Genomic DNA, 19,178 nt, shown 5'->3' on the forward strand with positions numbered 1-19,178 from the left:
TTTTTGAATAAAGATTGCATATAGCGCTTCCATCCTTTACATTTTAAGGAGAAGGTGGGAGAGAAAAATGAAGAAGTTTTTATTCATTTTCATGTGCATTGTTTTGCTAAGTGCATGTTCAAGAGAAGACGAGGGGAAAGACAGAAGACTGGTGGCATCAGAGCATATGCTTGAAGCGATAACTGAAGGAAATAAACGAAAAATGGACAATGTCTATGTCGAAGGCGCAGTCCCAAGCCCAAATGACATTCTTAAATCGAAAAAGGAATGGGGAATTGAGACGCTTTCTTATGAAGATTTTCAAATGGAAGAAGCCAGCATCCACGTCTTTCATGCAAATTATAAAGATGCAAACACTGGAGAAAAAAAGGCGCTTGCCTTTCGGGTGAAAGAAGATCCTGAAAAAGGCGGCGTACGAATTGACTTTGTAGGGGTTGTTGAAGGAACTGACGCTTCATCTAAATAAAAAGAATCGTTCATATGCTTTATGATCAGTCAGGCATAAGTTGAGATGATGTAAAAGGATAGAAGAGCTGAAAGAATGTCGCTCTATCTATCCTCTTTTTTTATCACACATGATCTTATTTATGAAACAATGATCTGTCTCAGATCACTTATTCGTGATGCCCATTAACTCCATAAATTGTGACAGGGCACTGGTCATGTACGAATCACGTCGCCTGATCAACACAGTGGGCACGATTCGATGTGGTTCTGGTAATGGATGACAGGTAAATTTGCCTTGTCCCCGAGATTCAACCATAGATTTTGGTAATACGGTCACTCCCAGCCCGCTTTCAACACATTTAAGGACGCCCTCTAACGTACCATATTCCATGACCTTCATAGGAGGATAGCCGTTGTTCTCTAGCCACTTTTGCCATCGTCCTAAATAAATACAATGGGCGAATGACGAGAGCAACGGCTCATGTAAAATAGATTCTACCTGGAATTGCTCCGTGGAGTAGCTTGTAATGAGAACGAGGGATTCTTCCAATACAGGATACTCGATGATTTCTGGATGAAGAATTGGCCCATCTACCAAGGCGCCGTCTACTTTGTAGTTGAGGATAGCGCTAACTTGATCGACTGTAGGTGCCATATACAAGCTCAATTCTACTTGTGGAAATTTTTTGTGATATTCTGTGAAAATGCTGGGCAATCTTGTAGATGCGGTGGACTCTATAGATCCAATGTGTAAAGATCCCCGCGGAGTAGAGGAAAGCTTTACTGCTTCTATCGCTTCTTCGTAATCGTATAGTAATTTATTTACATAGGGAAGCAATTCACGTCCTGCAGGCGTTAAAGATATTTTCTTATGATATCGATAGAGAAGAGGTACACCTAACTCTTGTTCAAGACGTTGGATTCTTGCGGTGACATTGGACTGCACATAATTTAATTTTTGAGCAGCTTTTGTGATGCTTTGTTCAATGGCAACGGCTTTAAATACTTCCAAAGATTTAATATCCAAACTAACTCTCCTTTTTTGCATCACAAATTGTGATGATCTATATGCTATTTTTTGATTTTACGTGATCCAATGAAGTATGTAAACTGAATGATAGAAGAGGTTGATGCTCATTGCGTCCCTTTTATTTGATCGAGAGGAGAAAATGAGAATTTTTTAGCTGTGGCAATTAAAACAGACGTTTCCATTTAATAAGGAGGGGAATCGATTGATTTCAAAGGTAAATATCGAAGAAAAATTTTCGCAAATAAATGATTATTGGAATCCTAGAATAAGTGGAGAGTTGAACGACTCATACATGAAAATGGTGAAAATTAAGGGTGAATTCATTTGGCATCACCATGATGATGAGGATGAAATGTTCTTTGTGTGGAAAGGCAATCTAGTCATCCGTTTTAGGGATAGGGAAATAACGCTTAATGAAGGAGAATTTCTTGTGATTCCAAAAGGAGTTGAACATCAGCCAATTGCTGAAGAAGAAGTTCACTTGCTCTTAATTGAACCCAAAACGACGCTAAACACGGGGAATGTGCTCAATGAACGAACTGTTTCGATTCCTGAACAAATTTGAAAAACTAAATCGTTAAAGATCAAGCATCTTAGGTGATAAATAGTTGAATGGTTGTTTTAGCTAATAACGAGGCTGCAATTGCTGCCTCGTTTTGCTGTTTCAATGATTCATTGGCTTTCGTTGTCTGAAATAGACTCTTCTGCAAGAATCGGTCTTTGGGTAAGTTCGTGCTTTCATCGTTCCATATTCAGGTGCTAAGTCAATTTTGCCGAGTAAGCGATTTTTATTTAGTTCATCGATTTTTGTACCGGAAGTGTGCGTTAATTTGACCTTCCAGCATTTTTTTCTTATATTGTCCGCTTTTTAATGCCTGTTCTTTTTTCTTCATGTCTTTTAAAATTTCCGCTGTCTGCACACCATCTTCCCGTTTATTGGCGATATCCATTAAACGTTCTACATCAGAAAAAGAATATTTTCGTGTGCCTCTTGTTGAGCGCTGGGGGTAGATGAGTTTCCGTTCCTCATAATATCGGATTTGCCTGACGGAAAGCCCTGTTAATTCACTGACAATCCCGATTGAAATGACTTTTTTATCTTTATAAGATACATCTTCCTGCGTCATATCCTCACCCCTGCAAGTCTTTTCTTCATATTATATCGAACAGTCAGTAAAAAAACCTAACGTTTGTTAGATAATATAACACAAAAATGAAAAAACAAAAAACAATGGAAGGAAAATTGACATATAAAGTGCAAATCATATCACGTGAACATATGATAAGAAAAAGAAAAAATGAGGAGGAGGCGCACTTGATGGAGAAAACACAGATCATCCGTATGGCAAAAGAAATCATCGCATTAGATGTGAAGAGGGATGAACTGCTGGAGCAGTTCATGCAGGCTGCGGGTCAGAATGCACATGCTCTTCTTAGAGCCGTACAAAATGATTTGTATAAAAAGTCCTCATAAGCACCCGATCCATATCCATTGATAGGAGGGGAGATGTCGTGCGGCGTATATTAAAAGAAGCTTTAGCGAAAGAAAGACATTATTATACGAAGCAGCTTTGCTCACTTGGGGTGTATAGCCCTGATATGACCAAGAACATGACAATTAGTGACTTAAAAAAAGAGTATCATTTCTTTTTCAACAAAACCGATCGCTATCTTTAACATCCCTTATCATGTGCGTTGTCACATGAAGGGTTCTTTTTTTGTGTGTTTAATATTATAGCAATATTGAATTTTGTAGAAATTTGACGAATCAAATGTAAGAAAATATTGAGCCTTTACAGATTATGTTAAAATTTGTCGTAACATGATGGTTTGCTGGAAAAGCTTTTTTTCGAGATGATTGTGAAAAATAAGAAGGATTTTAAAAGTTTATATCGAAATCTTATACATAACACGAATGGAGTCACTTATGTGGTTGAAAGGGTTTTCAAAAACGTACTTCTATTTTTTACGAAAGGCTCCAACTGCACCGCAAGAAAGCCTTGAAGTTAAAAAAATATTATAAGAGGTAGATATGTGATGAGACTATCGTTTAATGAAGAAGAAGTAGAACGTTCAATGACGCTTTACAAAGTTTTTGCAAGGGCATTTAAAAGCGTTTCCGAACACAGTATTAGAGACAGCAAGGAGCATGGATTCAATCCAACTGAATTTGCCGTTCTCGAATTACTGTATACGAGAGGTGCTCAAAAACTTCAGCAAATCGGCTCAAGACTCCTGCTTGTCAGCGGGAATGTGACGTACGTAATTGACAAGTTAGAACGAAATGGTTTCATTGAAAGAGAACAGGACCCAAAGGATAAGCGGTCAGTTTATGCCCATTTAACGGATAAAGGGCGCAGTTATCTGGATAAAATTTATCCAATCCATTCTCTTCGAATTGCGCGGGCGTTTTCTGGTCTTTCGCGTGAAGAACAGGAGCAATTAATTAGTCTGCTGAAAAAAGCAGGTATTCACAGTCAGCATTTGTTATTTAGATAAAACGAAAAGGTGCCATGGTTGGCACCTTTTAGATTGTTGACAAAGGGCTAAAATGAACTTGATTTTAGCCCTTTGTCTTCTTTTCAGCCCAGCGTGATAGAAAACCTTTGCAGTCTAGGAAGGACGAGTACTGGCGCGGAGCGAATTTGACATTCGTGAGCACCAGCACGCAGGACTGACAAAGAATGCGAGGGTTTGTCTACACGCTGAAAGGTGCCATGGTTGGCACCTTTTTTATGTATCCTGCTGATGAGCAGGATAGGCGATAAATTTTTCAATATCACTAGCTGGAAGTGGCTTGGCATAATAAAAGCCTTGTAGATCGTCACAGCCCTGCGCAGATAAAAGTTGCGCTTGTGCAAAAGTTTCAACACCTTCAGCAATGACTTCTAGAGATAGCTGGTGCCCCATTGCAATAATAGCCCCTGTGATTTGCTCAGACTTTGAATCGCTCAAAATATCCTCGATAAATGATTTATCAATTTTCAGGCGGTGAATCGGCAAATCCTTCAAATAGCTTAAAGAGCTGTGGCCTGTACCAAAATCATCAATACTAATACGGACGCCAAGTTGTTTTAGAGATGTCAGTACCTGTTTTGACTGCTTGATGTTGTCCATTGTCATGCTTTCTGTCACTTCAAGCTCAAGAAGTGATGGTTGAAGGTCGTATTTTTTTAGCGTTAGTTTAATCAAATCAATTAAGTCTTCAGAGTTAAACTGCTTAGCAGATAAATTGACCGCTACAGGAATTTTCAATTGCTTGTCATACCACAATTTTGCCTGCTGACATGCCGTGTCAATGACCCACCTTCCAATATCGATGATCAGGCCGGATTCTTCAGCAAGTTCAATGAAAGCCTCGGGTGATTTTAGAGAACCGTCTGGTGCTTTCATTCTTAAAAGGGCTTCAACACCTGTCATCTGTCTTGTTTTGGCGCTGATTTGCGGCTGATAATGAAGCACAAACTGCTTTCTTTGAATGGCATCTCGTAGCTCCAGCTCGCGATTGAGTCTGTCCTCACTCAATCTCTCCATAGATTCAGTAAAAAATTCATAGCGGCTTTGTTTATGTTTCTTTGATAAATACATGGCCATATCTGCTTTTCTCATCAATTCCATACCATTCTTTCCGTTTTGCGGAGAGATGGCGATTCCAATACTAATGGATGTAATGAGCTGATGGTTTTGAATGAAAAAAGGACGTTCAAATTGGCGAATGATGTTTTTCAAAAGCTGTTCAATTTTATGTGTGTTATGCTCCATGTGAGGAAAGATCATTAAAAATTCATCCCCGCCAATTCTTGCAATAAAGCCATTGTCAGGCAAACATTTGGTTAGTCTGTTTGCGGCGGCTTTCAACAGCAGATCGCCTATGTTATGACCAAGGGCATCATTAATAATTTTAAACCGATTTAAATCAAGAAAAAGAACTGCCGTTGACGTTTTTGTCTCTTCTTGAGCGGATAAAACATCATTTAAATGATTAATTCCGTGACGACGGTTCGGAAGTTCAGTTAGTGCATCATAATGTGCCATCACATGAATTTCTTTTTCAGCAATCTTCTGCTGGGTTAAATCCTTTAAAACGAGATAAATGCTGTCAAGTGTATGGTTGACGTGTACGGGTATGTATGTAACATGATAATAATAAAAACGATCTGCTGCTTTCAGTTCTGCTTCACGCGTAATTGCTTTTTTAGATTGATAAATAAAGTCTTCCCACATCTCAGTCGGCATGACGTATTGACTCACATCATCACCAATCCAGGAATTGCACATTTTCAAAATGTGTTTGCCTGGGTCATTCGCAGATATCACTTTTCGATCAACAGATAACACGATAATCCCATCTATATTATGTTTGATCAGTGATTGGAACCGCTGTTCATTTTCTTTTAGCTGATCTGATTGGGACATAATCCGGTGATCAATATAGGCGCCGAAAATCATGAGTGATTGGACGATAAGTGTCATCAGGCCGATGAAAATGGACAGGCTGAATGGTGACATTTCAAGAGAACCACCCGCAGCGACCTGACCATCTGAATGAAAAAACATCGTCGAAGACGCCATGCCAGTGTAATGCATGCCCGCAATAGCACCGCCCATCATCAGTGCACCCGCTATTTTTAACAGCTGATCCTCCCGCCTTTTCTCAGAGCGATGGAGCCGGAAAAAAAGGTGTAATGAAAAGAATGAAGCGAGCGCACCAATAAAAAACGAAAGAAAAAAGAGAACAGGGTCATAGCTGATGGTGACATTGGCCATTGATTCCAATCCGAGGTAGTGCATGCTGCAAATAGCTGAGCCCATCGTGATCGAACTAATCAAAAGTCGTCTTGTGGAAAGTTGCTGCTGAATACATATTGAAAAAGCAATGAAAGAACCGATAAAAGAGGTCAAAATCGATAAAATGAGTAAGGGTGTTTCATATGTGATACCAGAGCGTAGATGAAACGCCATCATGCCAATAAAATGCATTGACCATATTCCCATCCCCATGATCATCGCACCAATGATCAACCATACTCTTTTCTTTGCGCCGCTCGACTGGATCACCCGGCTGGCTAATTGAAGAGCTGAGTAGGAGGCGACAGCGGCGACAGCGACTGACAGAAAGACAAGCCATCCGTTGTAGCTTCCTGTTAAATGTGTCATGTAAGAAAACCTCCTGTATCTAAAAACAGACATATACTTAATATATCGGATCAAGTGGCGCCTGTGTTCACTTTTCCTTTACTTAAAAAGGGCATTCAGCATTTTTTTTGAACATTTTTTATAGTAAAATCAAATTTAATGTAAAAAAACGAAGAAAAGTGAATCATTTTTGGTTTTTTATTCGTTTAATAGGTGGCACGGTACGATTTGCAAGCATAGCCTGTCAAACTGATTATGTGTGAAAGGGATTGATAAACATCGAAGATTTTATTATTTCATTAGCTGATGCCTTTAAGAATTTGTCGTACTTCGGCATCTTTCTTGCATTATGCATTGAATTTGTTCCTGCTGAAGTGGTGTTGCCTCTTGCAGGTTACTGGGTTTCAAAAGGGGACATGGCCTTCATCGGTGTTGTGGCTGCCGGTTCTATTGGCGGTGTGGCAGGCCCCTTGACCTTGTACTGGTTAGGGCGTTACGGAGGCAGACCCTTTTTAAATAAATATGGGAAGTATTTCTTTGTGAAACCTGAGTCACTTGATAAATCGGATGCCTTTTTTGAAAAGCATGGTGGATTTGTTGCGTTTAGCGGCCGGTTTATTCCAGGGGTCAGAACCCTTATTTCCATTCCGTGCGGGATTGCGAAGATGAATGTGTGGGTTTTTTGCCTGTATACGTTTTTGGCGATTACGCCGATTACATTTGTGTACGTGTATTTAGGATTTGTCCTTGGAGAGAACTGGCAAGAAGTTGGAACCATTTTAGAACCGTATGTATTGCCGATTGGAATTGGTATGCTCTTATTGTTTGTTCTCTACGTGTGGCTGAAACGAAGAAAAAGAAAAACAGAAACACCAACGGCTTAATCAATGGGTGGAGATAAAAAGTCACCTGTTGACAATCCGGGGTCTGTTGATTATGATATAAGTAATCTAAATATTCTTAATCCCACCAAAGGGGAGTAGCGTCCGGTTTTTACCGGAAACAAAGTCGTCATTACATGGAACCTCATTCCATCGGCTTTGTTGGCATGATTTACATATCACATGTCTAGCAAGACCTTTGCCATTTCAGGCAAAGGTCTTTTTTGCATTCATAAGCCTTTGTCTGTTGTGGGACAATAGATAAAAAATAAGGAGGAATGATGATGGATGCAGCAATTATTTTAGAGTACGGGTGGGTTCTTCTCGTATTGATTGGATTAGAAGGGATTTTAGCAGCTGATAATGCGCTGGTTATGGCTGTGATGGTCAAACACCTTCCTGAAAAACAAAGAAAAAAGGCATTGTTTTACGGACTTGCGGGAGCATTTGTCATGCGATTTGGTTCTCTTTTTCTTATTTCGTTTTTAGTAGATGTGTGGCAAGTTCAAGCCATTGGCGCAATTTATCTTCTATATATTTCGATTCACCATATTTTAAAATCGCACGTATTTAAGAAAAAGGAAGCAGACACAAACATGAAACAAAGCGGCTTTTGGGCAACCGTCGTGAAAGTTGAGCTTGCTGACATTGCATTTGCAGTAGATTCTATTTTAGCAGCTGTTGCATTAGCTGTGACTCTGCCAGCAACAAACCTTCCACAAATTGGCGGGCTTGATGGCGGTCAATTTATTGTCATTCTATTGGGCGGTATCATTGGTCTAGTGATCATGAGGTTTGCGGCGACTGTATTTGTGAAACTGCTTAAAACGAGACCAAGCCTAGAAACAGCAGCATTTGTCATTGTCGGATGGGTTGGCGTGAAGCTGGCGCTCTATACACTTTCTCATCCAGCCATTGGGATCGTGTCCTCTCATTTCATTCATTCAACATTATGGAAAGTCATTTTCTGGACGGTTCTTCTCGCAATTGCAGCATTTGGTTGGTTTTTATCAAGTCCATCAAGAAAAGGCGGCCAGCAAAACGAGGAAAAACAAGAGATGCGGCTGGAAGAGTAGGTTTTTTGAAAGAAATATCATTTCATTTTCATAACACGTATATTACAAAAAAGGGGGGGATACCCCCTTATTTCTTTGCTTTTAAACGAAACGTTGTAAAGTAGACAAAGAAATACATGTCACAATTGAGTAACAGGAAATGAATTCCTCATTTCTTCCTTTGCGCTTCCCTCATAAATTAGCTATCATAAATGAGTAATATAGGGAGAACTGAGGTGAAACCATTGCTTAGCCTTTTGTTTAAAAAGGGAAAGAAAAAGCAAACATTAGAGCAGTCGGCAATCAACATCCAACAGGGTGATACCGAGCTGCAAAATGCATTAATCGAGCAATACAAACCATTTGTCGCTAAGACGGTTTCATCCGTTTGTAAACGATATATAGATGAAAAAGATGATGAATTCAGCGTAGGCTTAATTGCCTTTAATGAAGCGATAGAAAAATACTCTGCCGAAAAAGGCAACTCACTCCTTGCATTTGCGGAGTTAATTATTAAAAGAAAAGTAATCGACTATATTCGAAAAGAAGCAAGAAACGCGCCAACGGTTCAAATGGACCTTCAAGAAAGTGAGAATGGCGAGTACTCGCAAAGCATGATTGAAGCAGAGCTTTCTGCAAATGAATATAGGCGTTTAATTGAACAAGAACATAGAAGAGAAGAGATTGAACATTTTAAAGAACGATTGAAAGTATATGGTCTTACGTTTCAAGAACTGCTTGAGCATTCACCAAAGCATGCGGATGCGAGACAAAATGCCATTAAAGTGGCCCATACACTCGTTAAGCACGATGAACTGAGAACCATTTTATTTCAGAAAAAACAATTGCCAGTCAAACAGCTGGAAAAGCTAGTGGAAGTCAGCCGCAAAACGATTGAGAGAAATAGAAAATATATTATTGCGATGGCGATCATTATGACAGGTGATTATGTGTATTTGAAAGATTACCTTAAAGGGGTGCTTAATTCATGAGAAGAGGCATTATAGTAGAGAAAAACAAAAAATATGTCACACTGCTGACCCCTGATGGACAATTTCTGCGGACAAAGTATGAACAGCAAGACTATGAAATCGGTCAAGAAGTGACGTTTCCGAATGAATCACGTCTCGAAAGAAAAAGAGCCGGTTTTTTTGACCTGCTTCGTTTACGTCCGTTAAATGCAGGAATTCTATCAATTGCAGCAATTATTGTCGTGATCTTCACTATGATGCCATCTTTCTCAAGTCAAAAAGCATATGCATATATGACGATTGACATTAACCCAAGTTTTGAGCTGAAACTCGATCACAATTATCAAGTGATCGGTGTCACTCCGCTGAATAAAGATGCGAAGCAAGTACTGGCCAGTATGAAAGATTTAGAAAAAAACGACATGACCAAAGTCGTGCAGGAAATCATCGATGATTGTGATAAAAAAGGATACGTGAACCACTCTAAAAGCATTTATATTTCAACTGTTTATGAAAACAAGCAGGATCATACATACAAAACAAACGTAAAAAGTAAAATCAGCACCATCTCGGGGGAATATCAAAAGCGCAATTATAAGCTGGAAACTGTGGAAGGTGACCTGGAAACAAGAGAAAAGGCACAAAAAGCAGGCATTTCAACAGGAACTTATATTAGAAATCAAGAAATGCAAGACAACGAACAAGAGGACGTTAAAAAAGAAGATGAAGATCCAGCAGATGACGAGGCTGTCAAAGAAGAAGAGCCGAAAAATGCTGATGAAGATCAAAAAGACGAAGACAAAAAAGAAGATATAAAGACAGACGTTAGCGATGAGATGCAGCCGGATAAAGAGGCTCCAGAAGGCGAGGACAAAGAGCAGAAGGAAGTTGAGAGGGAAGAGCAAGGAGCTGTTCAAAAGCCTCACCAAACAAGCCCTAATCATGAAAATAAAGAGAAAAAGGGAAAAGAAGAAAAGGACCGCCCTTTTGAAAAAGACAAAGAGCAAAAAAAAAATCACTCGACTGATCCTGATGAAAAAAGACATCCAAATGGCACATCACGTGGTGATGCTGAAAAGCATGTAAAAAAAAACGACAGTGGTCAGAATCGTCCGTACGTCGAACGTAACAGAAATGACGTCAAACAAAAAGGGAAAAATACACCGCCTTCATACCGTGAAAACCGGGATGAGCCTACATATGAACAGTAAAAAAACGCCAGAATAGATCCGGCGTATTTCACCATGTCTTTATTTAGTTGAATGGCCCATTTGAGATTGCGCCTGCTGTACGAGTCTTTTTGTCATCTCGCCGCCAACAGAACCGTTTGAACGTGCGACTGTATCTGAACCGAGAGTCACGCCAAATTCTTGAGCGATCTCGTATTTAAATTGATCTAATGCTTGTTCTACTCCAGGAACAAGAAGTTGATTTCGATTTGCCATCACAGATTCCTCCTTTCACCTCATGTTTGTTGCGCCTTCTTATTTTGAAAAAAACAGCCTGCAATTATGCTGGCAATTGCTGCACAAAAAAGCCGAGGTGATGAAGGTCACCTCGGGCTCAGTTTTAAGCCTTTTTCAGCTGAAGCGTATTAAACATCATTTCTTGCGCTGTGCTTTGCAAGTGAGAAGTGAAAACGGAGAAAACTGTGGAACTGATAATGCCTTTAATCAATTGCCATTGCGGCTTCGTCAATTCTGTAAACTCTTCGTGGAGCTTGTCCGTCTGCTCTTCTGTCATTTCTCGTAAATTCGTTTCCTTTAATGGAAAATGTGTATGGTGATAAATAAAATCAAGGACGTGCGCATATGCTTCATAAAAACGGATGGGGCTGATAATATCATCCGTTCGATCTGTGATCGTATTAAATAAGGCAGATAAGATCATACGAATAGAATCAAAATCAAATACTGATTTTAAATCCCGGACAATTAATAAAATAACGACCTGATCAATGGAGTACTTCTTGCCAAGCTCTGGATGGCCGATCATATCTTTAATATCGCGCTTGATCCAGTTTTGAATGGCTGTCGATTTAAGAGAAGTCAGCTCACACAAGTTGCCAAGCTCAACGATTTCGTTCGTTGAAAGCCCGTGCTCTGATTTTTGCTTCCGCCGTTCGAGTTTTTCAAAAAACGAAGGGATTTTTAATTCATCATATTCATGTTCCTTATCGCTTTTTACAGATAAATTCAAAAGCTGAAGCGGAGTCAGATCTCCCTCGCCTTTTAGAGAATACAGAAGTCTCGTCATGTCAATTCTCGTTAATTTAAAAGTCACCATGTTCCACCTCATTTGTACGTCAAAAACGTGATTATTGATCTAATTCAACATCATAATCTCTTTTTAATGAAAATGCAAAATAAACTAAAATAGGACCGCTGCGTCACAATTTGTTCACTTTTTAGCGGATGCAAGTAGCGTAATCATTGAAATGACGAGGTTTGAGCCAGTATGATAAACATAGAAAACGATTCCTTTTTCCTTGCAATTTGAGACGTTTATTTTTATAATTTTATTAATAAGTTCAAATGAACTTAATATGACAGCGGAGGTTATGTATGGGTAAAAGAATATTTCTGTTTATATTAACGAACATTCTTGTTATCACTACGATTGGTATTGTCCTATCGGTTATTAGTGCAGCAACTGGTGTTGGTTCTTATATAGGAGCAGACGGAAGACTTAATATCCTTTATCTTCTTGTATTCAGTGCAGTTGTTGGTTTTGTAGGCTCGTTTATGTCACTAGCGATGTCTCGCTGGATGGCAAAAATGATGATGGGTGTGCGTGTGTTAAATCCAGAAAAGGATTCTTTAACATATGATGAGCAGCAGCTTGTTGACCGCGTTCACAGACTATCAAGAGCAGCAGGCCTTTCTAAAATGCCTGAGGTCGGTATTTACCAATCATCTGAAGTAAATGCTTTTGCGACAGGTCCTTCTAAGAGAAGATCGCTTGTTGCCGTATCAACTGGATTGCTTCATGAAATGGATGATGCAGCAGTTGAAGGGGTTATCGCTCACGAAGTCGCTCACGTAGCGAACGGTGACATGGTCACAATGACGTTACTTCAAGGAATCGTCAACACGTTTGTTGTCTTCCTTTCAAGAATTGCGGCATGGATCGCAAGCCGTTTCGTTTCACGTGAAGAGCTTGTGCCGATTGTTCACTTTATCGCTGTGATCGTCTTCCAAATTATTTTCTCTATCTTAGGAAGCCTTGTCGTATTTGCTTACTCTAGACATCGTGAATTCCATGCAGACCGCGGCGGTGCGGACCTTGCAGGAAAAGATAAAATGATTCATGCGCTTCGTTCACTAGAGGCGTATACATCAAGAATTAAAGATGATGATCAAGCAGCTGTTGCTACACTGAAAATCAGTGGTAAAAGAAAAGCTTCTCTTTTCTCAACACACCCTGATTTAAACGAAAGAATTAGAAGACTAGAAGCAAAATAAGAAAGATCAAAAGACATTCTGCGTAAGGATGTCTTTTTCTTTTTGATGAAAAAGTAAATAAAGCACAAAATACCTTTAAAATCTTCTCTCTTTTCATTAAAATGATAAAGTATTCGAAAAGAAAGATAAAAGAAGGAATAACCATGAATCCAATGAAAAAACTAATTGACCGGCTGTCGGCTTTTCAGCTGATTGCCCTTTACTATTTTCTTGCTGTGACCGTGTCGTTCATTCTACTCAGTCTGCCAGTGGCTCACCAAGAAGGAGTCAAATGGACATTTATTGATGCGCTGTTTACAGCTGTGAGTGCTGTCAGTGTCACGGGTCTGACTGTTGTCGATACGTCACAAACATTTAGTGTGACCGGGATGTGGATCCTTGCATTTGTTTTGCAAATCGGGGGTATCGGCATTATGACACTTGGTACATTCGTCTGGCTGGTTATGCGAAAAAGGATCGGCATTAAAGAAAGAAAATTAATTATGGCAGACCAAAACCAGAGCAACTTATCAGGAATTGTGAAACTCATGAAGCAGGTCTTATATTTAATCTTGCTGATTGAGTTTGTAGGCGGTCTGATTTTAAGTATGTATTTTCTAAAGTATTACGATGTGCAAGGCGCTTTTTTACACGGGTTTTTCTCTAGTATCAGTGCAACAACCAATGGAGGCTTTGATATTACAGGGAATTCGTTAATTCCTTATAAAGATGACTATTTCGTCCAATTTATCACGATGCTGCTCATCATTTTTGGCGCTATTGGCTTTCCGGTACTTGTCGAAGTAAAGGATTATTTATTCAATCAAGACCGAAAACATGCATCGTTTTCATTGTTTACGAAAATTACAACGATTACGTTTGGTCTCCTTGTTGTCGTTGGGGCAATTGGGATTTATGCACTTGAAGCCCGGTTTACTTTTCTAGGGAAGAGCTGGCATGAAATTTTGTTTTATTCTTTGTTTCAATCAACAGCCACCAGAAGTGGCGGGCTTTCGACATTAGATATTACGCAATTGACAGAGCCGACATTGTTATTTTTATGTTTGCTGATGTTTATCGGGGCATCTCCAAGCTCGGTAGGGGGCGGAATTCGGACAACCACGTTTGCCCTTAATTTACTTGCTCTGTTTCATTTTGCGAGAGGAAATAAGTCCATTAAAATCTTTAAAAGAGAGCTTCATCAAGCGGACATTAATAAATCCCTCATGGTGACGATGATGGCCTTTATTTTAGTGTTTGGTGCTACGTTTCTGTTAACTTTATCAGACCATCATACACTTCTTGAAACTTTATTTGAAGTTTGTTCTGCCTTCGGAACAACAGGACTGTCGCTCGGAATTACGTCTGACTTGTCCGTATTTGGTAAGTGTATTATTATGGTCGTCATGTTTATAGGACGGATTGGAATTCCAAGCTTCTTGTATTTAATTGGCCGCCGGGAAAGTGAAGCGAATTATCATTATCCGAAAGAGCGTGTGATCATCGGCTAACCAGCATTCCTACTGAATGCTGGTTTCAGCGTGTAGACAAACCCTCGCATTCGTTGTCAAATCTGTGCTCCGGTGCTCACGAATGTCAAATTCGCTCCGCTCCGGTGCTCGACTTTCCTAAACTGCAAAGGTTTTCTATCACGCTGAAAAGAAGAAGAGCTAAAATAAAGATCATTTTAACTCTTTATCAACAATCAGACCAGCATTCCTACTGAATGCTGGTTTTTTTATTTCCATTATATAACTGGCTAAATCACAAAGGATGTTCGCAATCTATAGGTAAGAGGTGAAAGAGACGTGCTGGATGTGTTATGGAAAGCAATTGTAATGCTGCTCGTTGGTACTTTGCTGCTGAGAATAGCAGGGCCTAAATCCATTAGTCAATTAACGGTTCAACAGACAGTCATCATGATTTCGATTGGATCGATTATTATCCAACCCTTTATTGAGCATAATTTACTTGAAACCATTTATGCGGCCGCCATTTTTATTGTGGCGCTTGTGATTATGGAAAAGCTGTCGATTCAATTTGATTTTTTTGAAAAATTGGTTTCAGGGAAGTCTGTGGTGATTTTAGAGGATGGAGAAATGCTTGATCACAAGCTGAAAAAAACGCGGCTGACAAGGGACCAATTCAAAATGCGCTTAAAGCAGCAGGGCATCACAGACATCAGCAGTCTCAAAAAAGCAACGCTAGAAGCGAATGGGCAAATTGGATATGAGTTAAAGCCTGAGGAAAAACCAGTGACAGTCAAACAAATGAAAGAGCTATTTGATCAATTGAGCGAAGAACTAAACATGTTAAAAAGGAATGATGACAAATGAAAAGAAAAACAGCAAAAAATGAAGCACTCACGAATAATATGACGCCTACAGAAAGCATGGCACACGATCAAGGACAAACACAATTTGACGAGCAATCAGAAGACCGCCAGGCGAACCGAAATTCTCATCAAGGGAAACAGGGGGGAGCATCTCGTGACTAAAAAACATGTGAAAAGTAAAGATATGAAAGACCATAAAAAACCGATGAACCCCGATATCTTGGAAGAGGAATTTGGCAGCGAGCTGGGAGATATAAACAGCAGTAAATGGATTGATACCTTAATGAAGCCTAAAAAAAACGATGAATGTCACACTGAACAGAAAAACAAAAAATAAATAGAAAAAAACGATCCAGAGAGATCGTTTTTTCTATTTAATATAACTGTTTTGTCTGCCAGTAATGGTTCGCATTAGACTGGTCATTTTGAGCTCGATGACTGGTTGTGCAACAGTTTTAACAAATGTACTAGATAGGGTAAAGGTTAAGAGGACCGTAAGTAGCAATAGAATCAATACACTTGCCGTATTTAGAGCCCAATCATCAAACCAAGTCGTTCTTAAAAGCTTAATCACAAAGCCATGAAGTAAATAGACATATAACGTTCTTGTGCCCCATTTGGTAAAGAAAAACCGGCGTGTAGGGACTAATGCAAAGAAACTAAAGGTAGCAGCAAATGCAAGTAAATACCATGCCATTCGTTTCATCGCTGCAATGAGTCCTTCATCTCCAAGAGAAGCGTACGATTGTGACCCAAATAAAAAGGAATAATCGAATTCATAAAAATAGCAAAACATGAACACGGCCATCAGTACAAGAAGTGCAGTCAGTTTCCCTTTGCTTGTTCGGATAAATTCAAAGTGCTGCTTTTTTAAATAAAAGCCAGCTAAAAACATCGGCAAAAAGACAAACGTACGAGATAGGCTGAGCGTATCGCTAATGCTGTCCACGTAACCGACAAGTAACGCCATCGATAAACTGACGATCATTGCCCAGTGGAATGGCAGTTTTGAAAAAGGAATGAGTAGTAAGTTCCAAAAGAATAAACTGATTAAAAACCATAAAGACCATTGCGGATCAATCGGATTTAAGTTAGAGATGCTTTGATCCTGTAAGAAATAATAATACACAGAATAGATGACCTGAAAAATCAAATATGGGATGATCAGCTTAACTGCGACTTTTTTCATAAAACCTGGTTTTCTAAAACCTTTGGCAAAGAAGCCAGACACCAATATAAAAGCGGGCATATGGAATGTATAAATAAATTTATATAAGTAGAGTATCCAGTCATTATCATGTATGAATGACCGTAACAAATGACCAAAAACAACTAGAAAAATCAGAAGAAATTTTGCATTATCAAAATAACTGTCTCTCGTTGACGTCATAACATCACCTTTCCTGCTTCTTTTCGAACATAAACGTTCTAAGTGCACTGTTCCCTCATTTGCCCCATTTTAAAATACAAATTGGCTCATTTCGCTATTTGATGTGAAATTGTAGAACGGTTGTAAAAGAAGCGTAAGAAAAGAGAATCGTTATACAATCGTGTCATCCAAATGAAACAAATGAAGCAAGCCTCGTGTAAAAAGTTCTCTTTTTTTATGAGTCGAATGAAGGAACAATGAAAATCTTGTAGAAATATTGTAGAGGAATGAGGCTGGAAAAGGAGTGTAAGAGAATGACTGAAACGCTCGATGGTGCGAAAAATATCAGAAAATTAGAAAAAGAGAACGAATATTTGCGAAATGAATTGATACAGCACAAAATGCTGTTAAATAAGACGTTAGATGCGATTTTTATATTTGATCAGCACCTCAACATTATCCAAGCCAATGAAGCGACATGCCGGCTTGTGCAAACACCGAAAGAAGACCTCCTCAATAAATCCGTTCTAGATTTCCTATACGGCATCCCGAAAAACAAAATTGACTGCTCGCTTGAGATTTTTTTTCGAAAAGGAACGTTAAAAAGAGAGATCTCCATTCAACTTGAAAATGGAGAGACAAAATATATTGAATTTGTGGCGGAGCACGACGTGGTGAATCAACAATATATTGTCGTCATGCGTGATATTTCTTCAAAGAAAATATTAGAGCGAGAACGTTCGATGAATGAGCAGCTGTTTAAAGATTTATTTGATCGAGCGATTGACGGTATGGTCATTTTTGATCAGGATGGTTGTATGATTGACGCCAATCACTCTTTTTGCCAGAGCTTTGAACTTCAAAAAACAGATTTAACAGACCGCTACTTAAATGAATTTGTTGAAGAAGAAAACCTTCCAGCGCTCCAGCAGCTCTTAACTTCATTGAAAGAAACAGGGAAAGCAAAGGGAGAACTTCCTGTTACCCTTCAATCTGGGCAGCACAAATTATTCGAACTGACCATCACATCCAATGTGATGAGCGGTTTTTACATGTCCATCATGCGTGATATTACAGAAAAAAGATTAATGGAAGAAAAGCTGCTAAAAAGTGAAGAACGTTTTAGAGAAATATTCGAAAATGCGATGGATGCCATCATCATTTGGGCGGATGATGGAGAAATTGTCAGGGCAAATGAATCAGCCTGCCGAATTTTTGAATTACCGATGCATCAGCTGATTGGCAAGAAACTCATGGATTTTCTAGTCAAATCTGATCGCAGATACCGGCCGACAAGAAGACGGTATATCAGGAATCTTGAAATCAGAGAAGAACTCCTCTTTAGAATGGCGAATGGCCAATTCAAAGAGCTTGAGTTCACCTCTAAGCATGCGGTATTAGAAGGACAGCACTTAACCATTTTACGGAATGTCAGTGACAGAAAGCGAATGGAAGAGGAGCTGCGAGAAAGTGAGCTCAAATTTCGTAAAGTATTTAATGGCTCTATGGATGGCATTGTTCTTTTCGATAATCAATACCGGATTATAGATGTGAATCCTTCCGCAAGTGAACTGCTTGGCCTCAAAGATGATCACTTAACGGAAATGAACCTTTTTCATATCCTTGCGCCATATCAAATTGAAAATTTGGCGCAGCCAGCTCAGGCGATGTCATTAGACGAGATGGACAATGAAGTTCCATTTGTGCTGAACCATCCAGATCAACGTATTTTGGAGTTTTCTTTTAAACGAAATATTATTCATAACATGAATTTGGCCATCTTTAGAGATGTGACTGAACGCAAGGAATTAGAGGAGCGGGTAAGAAAATCGGATACGCTTCATGTTGTCGGAGAGCTTGCCGCAGGAATTGCTCATGAAATTAGAAATCCAATGACGGCTTTAAAAGGCTTCATTCAGCTGCTCAAAGGAAACATTGAAGGGGAGTATTCGCTCTATTTTAATGTCATCACATCAGAGCTAAAAAGAATCGAATCCATCATTACAGAATTTTTGATTTTAGCGAAACCGCAGGCCATCATCTATGAAGAAAAAAATGTCGTGCAAATTGTCAAAGACACGATGGACCTTCTTCACGCACAGGCCAATCTTGGCAATGTACAAATGCATTTAGATGTGCTGGATGATATTCCGCTCATCTACTGTGAACAAAATCAATTGAAGCAAGTCTTTATTAACATTTTAAAAAATGCGATTGAAGTAATGCCTCAGAAAGGAAATGTATACGTGAGCATTCAAAGGAAGGGGGAGGAGCACATTGTGATTTCTCTTCGTGATGAAGGCTGCGGCATGACAGAGGATAAACTAAAGCGTCTCGGAGAACCATTTTATACAACAAAAGAAAGAGGCACTGGACTTGGGTTAATGGTTAGTTATAAAATTATTGAAGAGCATCAAGGAACCATTGAAGTAGAGAGTGAAGAAGGGGTCGGAACAGTGTTCCATCTCACGCTTCCACTCCGGCAGCAGAAACAAGAAGGGGAGCTTTAAT

Annotated in this window: 21 protein-coding genes and 1 riboswitch; of the genes, 15 read left to right on the forward strand and 6 right to left on the reverse strand. The window is 39.3% G+C overall.

Annotated features, from left to right (window positions below; all coding sequences use genetic code 11):
• Nucleotides 1-67 precede the first annotated feature (67 nt).
• Nucleotides 68-466, forward strand: coding sequence for a hypothetical protein (locus tag NSQ11_RS06660; protein WP_017367106.1), 399 nt, complete (start codon nt 68-70; stop codon nt 464-466).
• Between the two features lie 144 nt (nt 467-610).
• Here the strand turns inward: NSQ11_RS06660 and NSQ11_RS06665 are convergent, their stop codons facing one another.
• The gene (locus tag NSQ11_RS06665; RefSeq protein WP_019743439.1) at nt 611-1,474 is read right to left on the reverse strand and encodes a LysR family transcriptional regulator; all 864 of its coding nucleotides are present in this window, start codon (nt 1,472-1,474) and stop codon (nt 611-613) included.
• Nucleotides 1,475-1,679: 205 nt separating this feature from the next.
• Between NSQ11_RS06665 and NSQ11_RS06670 the strand changes: the two genes are divergently transcribed.
• Nucleotides 1,680-2,042: a cupin domain-containing protein gene (locus NSQ11_RS06670; protein WP_017367108.1), complete on the forward strand. Its 363-nt coding sequence runs from the start codon at nt 1,680-1,682 to the stop codon at nt 2,040-2,042.
• 232 nt (nt 2,043-2,274) lie between these two features.
• Here the strand turns inward: NSQ11_RS06670 and NSQ11_RS06675 are convergent, their stop codons facing one another.
• Complete coding sequence (locus NSQ11_RS06675) at nt 2,275-2,604, reverse strand: MerR family transcriptional regulator (protein ID WP_007498778.1); 330 nt, start codon at nt 2,602-2,604, stop codon at nt 2,275-2,277.
• A 191-nt stretch (nt 2,605-2,795) separates the two neighbouring features.
• Between NSQ11_RS06675 and NSQ11_RS06680 the strand changes: the two genes are divergently transcribed.
• From NSQ11_RS06680 to NSQ11_RS06690, 3 genes are all read left to right on the forward strand, one after another.
• Nucleotides 2,796-2,951, forward strand: a complete 156-nt coding sequence (locus NSQ11_RS06680; RefSeq protein ID WP_008346151.1) for a hypothetical protein — start codon at nt 2,796-2,798, stop codon at nt 2,949-2,951.
• Between the two features lie 38 nt (nt 2,952-2,989).
• Entirely contained in the window at nt 2,990-3,154 is a 165-nt protein-coding gene (locus tag NSQ11_RS06685; protein ID WP_008346148.1) for a hypothetical protein, read from the forward strand.
• Between the two features lie 357 nt (nt 3,155-3,511).
• Entirely contained in the window at nt 3,512-3,976 is a 465-nt protein-coding gene (locus tag NSQ11_RS06690) for a MarR family transcriptional regulator (protein ID WP_088004396.1), read from the forward strand.
• A gap of 234 nt (nt 3,977-4,210) precedes the next feature.
• Here the strand turns inward: NSQ11_RS06690 and NSQ11_RS06695 are convergent, their stop codons facing one another.
• Nucleotides 4,211-6,634 carry an EAL domain-containing protein gene (locus NSQ11_RS06695; RefSeq protein ID WP_342501322.1) on the reverse strand — a complete coding sequence of 808 codons (2,424 nt, stop codon included), beginning with the start codon at nt 6,632-6,634 and terminating at the stop codon, nt 4,211-4,213.
• Nucleotides 6,635-6,882: 248 nt separating this feature from the next.
• On the opposite strand from NSQ11_RS06695, the gene NSQ11_RS06700 reads away from it, so the two are divergent.
• The 4 genes from NSQ11_RS06700 to NSQ11_RS06715 all read left to right on the forward strand — a co-directional run bounded on the left by NSQ11_RS06700 (nt 6,883) and on the right by NSQ11_RS06715 (nt 10,731).
• A complete protein-coding gene (locus NSQ11_RS06700) occupies nt 6,883-7,497 on the forward strand; it encodes a DedA family protein (protein WP_007498772.1) in 615 nt (204 codons plus the stop codon).
• A gap of 78 nt (nt 7,498-7,575) precedes the next feature.
• A riboswitch (yybP-ykoY riboswitch) is annotated at nt 7,576-7,682 on the forward strand.
• Between the two features lie 96 nt (nt 7,683-7,778).
• Nucleotides 7,779-8,570: a TerC family protein gene (locus tag NSQ11_RS06705; RefSeq protein ID WP_025207235.1), complete on the forward strand. Its 792-nt coding sequence runs from the start codon at nt 7,779-7,781 to the stop codon at nt 8,568-8,570.
• Between the two features lie 215 nt (nt 8,571-8,785).
• Nucleotides 8,786-9,541, forward strand: a complete 756-nt coding sequence (gene sigI, locus NSQ11_RS06710) for an RNA polymerase sigma factor SigI (RefSeq protein WP_008346139.1) — start codon at nt 8,786-8,788, stop codon at nt 9,539-9,541.
• Complete coding sequence (locus tag NSQ11_RS06715) at nt 9,538-10,731, forward strand: anti-sigma factor domain-containing protein (RefSeq protein WP_019743081.1); 1,194 nt, start codon at nt 9,538-9,540, stop codon at nt 10,729-10,731. Before sigI ends, NSQ11_RS06715 begins: the two co-directional genes overlap by 4 nt.
• A gap of 39 nt (nt 10,732-10,770) precedes the next feature.
• Here the strand turns inward: NSQ11_RS06715 and NSQ11_RS06720 are convergent, their stop codons facing one another.
• Both NSQ11_RS06720 and NSQ11_RS06725 read right to left on the reverse strand, forming a co-directional pair.
• On the reverse strand, nt 10,771-10,965 hold the full coding sequence (locus NSQ11_RS06720; protein ID WP_017367112.1) for an alpha/beta-type small acid-soluble spore protein: 195 nt from the start codon (nt 10,963-10,965) through the stop codon (nt 10,771-10,773).
• 124 nt (nt 10,966-11,089) lie between these two features.
• A complete protein-coding gene (locus NSQ11_RS06725; RefSeq protein WP_017367113.1) occupies nt 11,090-11,806 on the reverse strand; it encodes a DUF1836 domain-containing protein in 717 nt (238 codons plus the stop codon).
• A 278-nt stretch (nt 11,807-12,084) separates the two neighbouring features.
• Here NSQ11_RS06725 and htpX point away from each other — a divergent pair, with 278 nt between their 5' ends.
• The 5 genes from htpX to NSQ11_RS06750 all read left to right on the forward strand — a co-directional run bounded on the left by htpX (nt 12,085) and on the right by NSQ11_RS06750 (nt 15,635).
• Nucleotides 12,085-12,984 (forward strand): protease HtpX, encoded by a 900-nt coding sequence (htpX, locus tag NSQ11_RS06730; RefSeq protein WP_019743079.1) that lies wholly within the window; start codon nt 12,085-12,087, stop codon nt 12,982-12,984.
• A gap of 143 nt (nt 12,985-13,127) precedes the next feature.
• Nucleotides 13,128-14,474, forward strand: a complete 1,347-nt coding sequence (locus tag NSQ11_RS06735; protein ID WP_007498761.1) for a TrkH family potassium uptake protein — start codon at nt 13,128-13,130, stop codon at nt 14,472-14,474.
• Nucleotides 14,475-14,771: 297 nt separating this feature from the next.
• Nucleotides 14,772-15,299: a YetF domain-containing protein gene (locus NSQ11_RS06740; RefSeq protein WP_017359458.1), complete on the forward strand. Its 528-nt coding sequence runs from the start codon at nt 14,772-14,774 to the stop codon at nt 15,297-15,299.
• The gene (locus NSQ11_RS06745) at nt 15,296-15,460 is read left to right on the forward strand and encodes a hypothetical protein (RefSeq protein ID WP_008346124.1); all 165 of its coding nucleotides are present in this window, start codon (nt 15,296-15,298) and stop codon (nt 15,458-15,460) included. Before NSQ11_RS06740 ends, NSQ11_RS06745 begins: the two co-directional genes overlap by 4 nt.
• Nucleotides 15,453-15,635 (forward strand): hypothetical protein, encoded by a 183-nt coding sequence (locus NSQ11_RS06750; RefSeq protein ID WP_008346122.1) that lies wholly within the window; start codon nt 15,453-15,455, stop codon nt 15,633-15,635. Before NSQ11_RS06745 ends, NSQ11_RS06750 begins: the two co-directional genes overlap by 8 nt.
• Before the next feature lie 33 nt (nt 15,636-15,668).
• Here NSQ11_RS06750 and NSQ11_RS06755 read toward each other — a convergent pair whose 3' ends face one another.
• A complete protein-coding gene (locus NSQ11_RS06755) occupies nt 15,669-16,688 on the reverse strand; it encodes an acyltransferase family protein (RefSeq protein ID WP_007498757.1) in 1,020 nt (339 codons plus the stop codon).
• A gap of 293 nt (nt 16,689-16,981) precedes the next feature.
• Here NSQ11_RS06755 and NSQ11_RS06760 point away from each other — a divergent pair, with 293 nt between their 5' ends.
• Entirely contained in the window at nt 16,982-19,177 is a 2,196-nt protein-coding gene (locus NSQ11_RS06760; RefSeq protein WP_024719640.1) for a PAS domain-containing sensor histidine kinase, read from the forward strand.
• Nucleotide 19,178: the final 1 nt, after the last annotated feature.

Origin of the sequence: Bacillus sp. FSL W7-1582 (assembly GCF_038593325.1) — a bacterium.
Taxonomy (GTDB): domain Bacteria; phylum Bacillota; class Bacilli; order Bacillales; family Bacillaceae; genus Bacillus; species Bacillus altitudinis.

Bases quoted from the DNA above. Each gene is read 5' to 3' on its own strand.
- NSQ11_RS06705 (WP_025207235.1), top strand. From the start codon at position 7,779: ATGGATGCAGCAATTATTTTAGAGTACGGGTGGGTTCTTCTCGTATTG.
- NSQ11_RS06720 (WP_017367112.1), bottom strand. From the start codon at position 10,965: ATGGCAAATCGAAATCAACTTCTTGTTCCTGGAGTAGAACAAGCATTA.
- NSQ11_RS06735 (WP_007498761.1), top strand. From the start codon at position 13,128: ATGAATCCAATGAAAAAACTAATTGACCGGCTGTCGGCTTTTCAGCTG.
- NSQ11_RS06695 (WP_342501322.1), bottom strand. From the start codon at position 6,634: ATGACACATTTAACAGGAAGCTACAACGGATGGCTTGTCTTTCTGTCA.
- NSQ11_RS06745 (WP_008346124.1), top strand. From the start codon at position 15,296: ATGAAAAGAAAAACAGCAAAAAATGAAGCACTCACGAATAATATGACG.
- NSQ11_RS06725 (WP_017367113.1), bottom strand. From the start codon at position 11,806: ATGGTGACTTTTAAATTAACGAGAATTGACATGACGAGACTTCTGTAT.
- NSQ11_RS06760 (WP_024719640.1), top strand. From the start codon at position 16,982: ATGACTGAAACGCTCGATGGTGCGAAAAATATCAGAAAATTAGAAAAA.
- NSQ11_RS06715 (WP_019743081.1), top strand. From the start codon at position 9,538: ATGAGAAGAGGCATTATAGTAGAGAAAAACAAAAAATATGTCACACTG.
- NSQ11_RS06755 (WP_007498757.1), bottom strand. From the start codon at position 16,688: ATGACGTCAACGAGAGACAGTTATTTTGATAATGCAAAATTTCTTCTG.
- NSQ11_RS06675 (WP_007498778.1), bottom strand. From the start codon at position 2,604: ATGACGCAGGAAGATGTATCTTATAAAGATAAAAAAGTCATTTCAATC.
- NSQ11_RS06660 (WP_017367106.1), top strand. From the start codon at position 68: ATGAAGAAGTTTTTATTCATTTTCATGTGCATTGTTTTGCTAAGTGCA.
- NSQ11_RS06680 (WP_008346151.1), top strand. From the start codon at position 2,796: ATGGAGAAAACACAGATCATCCGTATGGCAAAAGAAATCATCGCATTA.
- htpX (WP_019743079.1), top strand. From the start codon at position 12,085: ATGGGTAAAAGAATATTTCTGTTTATATTAACGAACATTCTTGTTATC.